The sequence below is a fragment of the Brevundimonas sp. CURTG3B2_SDJG genome (assembly GCF_057364705.1).
The window spans coordinates 1-3,901 of the sequence record NZ_JBNFOJ010000257.1; the positions used below are offsets into that span (position 1 = coordinate 1).

Genomic DNA, 3,901 nt, shown 5'->3' on the forward strand with positions numbered 1-3,901 from the left:
CTCAGGTCCGGATAGGCGGGGTCGGAGCCGACGTCCGGCACGCGCCGCCAGGAGCGGGCGCACTTCGGCCAGTCGGCGGGCTTCACCTCGACGCTCACGACGTCGCCCCCGACGACGAGTTCGGCGCCGGAGGTGCGGAACACCTCGGCGGCGTCCAGACCTTCGAAGGGCGCGAAGGCGTCCGCGGGCCCAGTCACCACCGGCCAGGCGTCCAGCGCGCCCCCGATGACCTTGTCGCGCCGGGCGGCTTCCAGCGCCTCGTTGACGACCTCAAGCACGGTCTGGACGCTGGCCCAGCGCTCGGCCTCGGCCGGGCTGCGCCAGGCGTCCGGCGTCTCGGGGATGACCCGCGCGCAGTTGCTTCCGGCGTCCGGGAAGCGGGTCGTCCAGGCTTCCTCCATTGTGAAGGGCGTCAGCGGAGCCAGCCAGGCCGTCAAACGGGCGAAGACCTCGTCCATCACGGTGCGGGCGGCGCGCCGGCGGACCGCGTCGGGGCGGTCGCAGTAAAGGCTGTCCTTGCGGATGTCGAAGTAGAGGGCCGAGAGGTCGTTGGAGCAGAACTCCAGCACCGGCCGCACGACGTCCTGGAAGCGGTACTCGGCGTAGGCCCGGCGGACCTGGCCGTCGAGCTCCCACAGCCGGTGCAGGACGAAGCGCTCGAGCGGCGGCATCTGGTCCAGCGGCAGGCGCTCGGCCTCGTCGAAGCCGGCCAGGGCGCCCAGCAGGTAGCGGACGGTGTTCCGGAGCTTGCGATAGGCGTCGACCGTCGTCTGCAGGATCTGCTTCCCGATCCGCTGGTCCTCGGCGTAGTCCACCAGAGCGACCCAGAGGCGCAGGATGTCGGCGCCCGACTCCTTGATGACGACGGCGGGGTCGGTGGTGTTGCCTTTGGACTTGGACATCTTCTCCCCGTTCTCGTCCTGGGTGAACCCATGGGTGAGGACGGCGTCGTAGGGGGCGCGGCCGCGGGTGCCGGAGCCTTCGAGCAGGTTGGACTGGAACCAGCCGCGGTGCTGGTCCGAGCCTTCCAGGTAAAGATCGGCGGGCCAGTGCGAGGGGCGGTCGCCGGCGTAGCCGTGGGCGGGGTCGCGGGCCTCGAGCGTGAAGGCGTGGGTGCAGCCCGAGTCGAACCAGACGTCGAGGATGTCCTCGATCTTCTCGAAGCGCTGGGGGTCGTGCTGGCCCAGGAAGTCGGCGTCGGGGCGGGTGAACCAGGCGTCCGCGCCGCCCTCGGAGACGGCGGCGACGATGCGGGCGTCGACCTCGGCGTCGACCAGGGGCTGGCCGGTCTGCTTGTCGACGAACATGGCCAGCGGGGTGCCCCAGGCGCGCTGGCGGCTGATCAGCCAGTCCGGCCGGCTCTCGACCATGCTCCGGATGCGGTTCTTGCCGGCGGCCGGGTGGAAGGCCGTGGCGTCGATGGCCGCCAGGGCCTTTTCGCGCAGAGTGGCGTCGTCCTTCAGCGGCTGGTCCATGCGGATGAACCACTGCGGGGTGTTGCGGAAGATGACGGGCGCCTTGGAGCGCCAGCTGTGCGGGTAGGAATGCTCCATCCGGCCGCGGGCCAGCAGGGCGCCGGCCTCGATCAGCTTCTCGGTGACGACCTTGTTGGCCGGGCCGAACTTGCCGATCTTGTCCTTCTTGCCCTCGGTCTCGATGACCTTCAGGCCCGCGAAGAGGGGGACGTGATCGTAGTAGGCGCCGTCGGGATCGACGGTGTCCGGCACCTCATGGTGACCGTGGGCCTTCCAGACCTCGAAGTCGTCGGCGCCATGGCCGGGGGCGGTGTGGACGAAGCCCGTGCCGGCGTCGTCGGTGACGTGGTCGCCGGCCAGGAGCGGCACGGAGAAGCCGTAGCCGGGCGAGAGCGGCGCCAGCGGATGGGCGCACTCCAGGCCCGACGGGTTCAGATCGTCCAGGCGGGTCCAGGTCGCGATCCTGGCGGCCTTGAAGACCTCTTCGGCCAGTTTGTCGGCGACGATCAGGCGGTCGCCCGGCTTGGCCCAGGGCTCGAATTCCAGCCCTTCCTCCATCGCCGTCACCTCGTAGAGGCCATAGGCGATTTCGGGGCCGTAGCTGATGGCGCGGTTGGCCGGGATGGTCCACGGCGTCGTGGTCCAGATGACGATCGACGGGTTGGCGTGGCGGAAGGCCAGCAGGTCGTCGGGGTGGTCGTCGGTGGCGCCGGTGACGGGGAACTTGACCCAGACGGTCGGGCTGACGTGGTCGTGGTATTCGATCTCGGCGTCGGCCAGGGCGGTGCGTTCGACCGGCGACCACATGACGGGCTTGGAGCCGCGGTAGAGCTGGCCCGAGTTCTTGAACTTGTGGAACTCGGCGACGATGGCCGCCTCGGTCGGGAAGTCCATGGTGGCGTAGCGGCCGTCCCAGTCGCCGACGACGCCCAGGCGCTTGAACTGCTCGCGCTGGACGTCGATCCAGCCGGCGGCGTACTCCCGGCAGGCCTGGCGGAACTCGGCCTTGGAGACCTCGTCCTTACGGCGGCCTTCGCTGCGGAACTTCTCCTCGATCTTCCACTCGATCGGCAGGCCGTGGCAGTCCCAGCCTGGGACGTAGTCGACGTCGTGGCCCAGCAGGAAGCGCGAGCGGACCACGAAGTCCTTCAGCGTCTTGTTCAGGGCGTGGCCGATGTGGATGTCGCCGTTGGCGTAGGGGGGCCGTCGTGGAGCACGTAGAGGGGCGCGCCCTGGGCCTGCCGCTCCTTGCGGAGCGCGGCGTAGAGATCGCCCCATTGCTCCAGGATCTGGGGCTCCTTCTGGGGCAGGCCGCCGCGCATGGGGAAGGGCGTCTCGGGCAGGAAGACGGTCTCGCGGTAGTCCCGGCTTTCGCCGGGATGAGCGGGGGATTCAGCTGTGTCGGCGGCGTCAGCCATGAAGTCTCGTTTCGTCGTGTTGATCGTTCGCGTGAAGTTCGAGGATCCCGGCGAGCGCGGGGCTGGCGGCCCTGCGGCGCTACGCCGGGCGGCTAATCGAAATCGGGCGAAACACGCGGACGGTCATGGTTCACGCGGTCTAGCAGGCGGTTCGGCGGCGCGCCACAGACGAAGCGCCTCGCGCGAAGCCCGGGCGTCGGCGTCGATCTGGACCTTCAGGGCGTCCAGGCCGTCGAACCTCATCTCGCCGCGGAGGAAGGCGACCAGCTGGGTCTCGACCACCTGGCCGTAGAGGTCGCCCGAGAAGTCGAAGAGCCAGACCTCCAGCAAGGGGTCGTCGGTGGGATACATCGGCCGGACGCCCAGGTTGGCGACGCCGTCCAGCACGCGCCCGTCGGCCAGGCGGGTGCGGGTGGCGTAGACCCCGTAGGCGGGCCGCATGTAGTCGCCCATGGCGATGTTGGCGGTGGGGACGCCGATGGTGCGGCCGCGCTTGTCGCCGTGGACGACCTCGCCCCGGAGGGCGAAGGGGCGGCCGAGGATGGCCTGGGCCCGGGCCATGTCGCCCGCCTTGAGGGCCTCGCGGACCGCGGAGGAGGAGAGCTTCAGGCCGTCGGCGTCGTCCAGGCGATCGGCGACCGAGACGGTGAAGCCGAGGCGTTCGCCGTAGGCCCGGAGGGCTTCGGGAGAGCCGGTGCGGCCCTTGCCGAAGGTGAAGTCGAAGCCGACCGAGGCGTGGCGGATCTCCAGGCCCTGGGCCAGAACGCGTTCGGCGAACTGGGCGTCGGACATGGCCGCCATCTCGGCGTCGAAAGGCAGCAGGTACAGGTGGTCGACGCCCAGGGCTTCGAGGGCGTCGGCCATCTGGTCGGGCGTCATCAGGCGGAAGGGGGCGGCGTCGGGCTGGAACCAGCGGCGGGGATGCGGATCGAAGCTGACGACGGCGAGGGGCGCGCCGAGGCGGGCGGCGGCTTCGCGGGCCGAGGCGATGACGGCCTGGTGGCCGCG

The 3,901-nt window shown here is 70.4% G+C and carries 1 protein-coding gene and 1 pseudogene; both read right to left on the minus strand.

Annotated features, from left to right (window positions below; all coding sequences use genetic code 11):
* Positions 1 to 2,893: pseudogene (ileS, locus tag AC2W7C_RS14500) on the minus strand (isoleucine--tRNA ligase); the annotation flags it as partial.
* A gap of 123 nt (positions 2,894 to 3,016) precedes the next feature.
* The coding region (gene ribF / locus AC2W7C_RS14505) for a riboflavin biosynthesis protein RibF (RefSeq protein ID WP_486002058.1) at positions 3,017 to 3,901 on the minus strand (885 nt) is incomplete at its 5' end.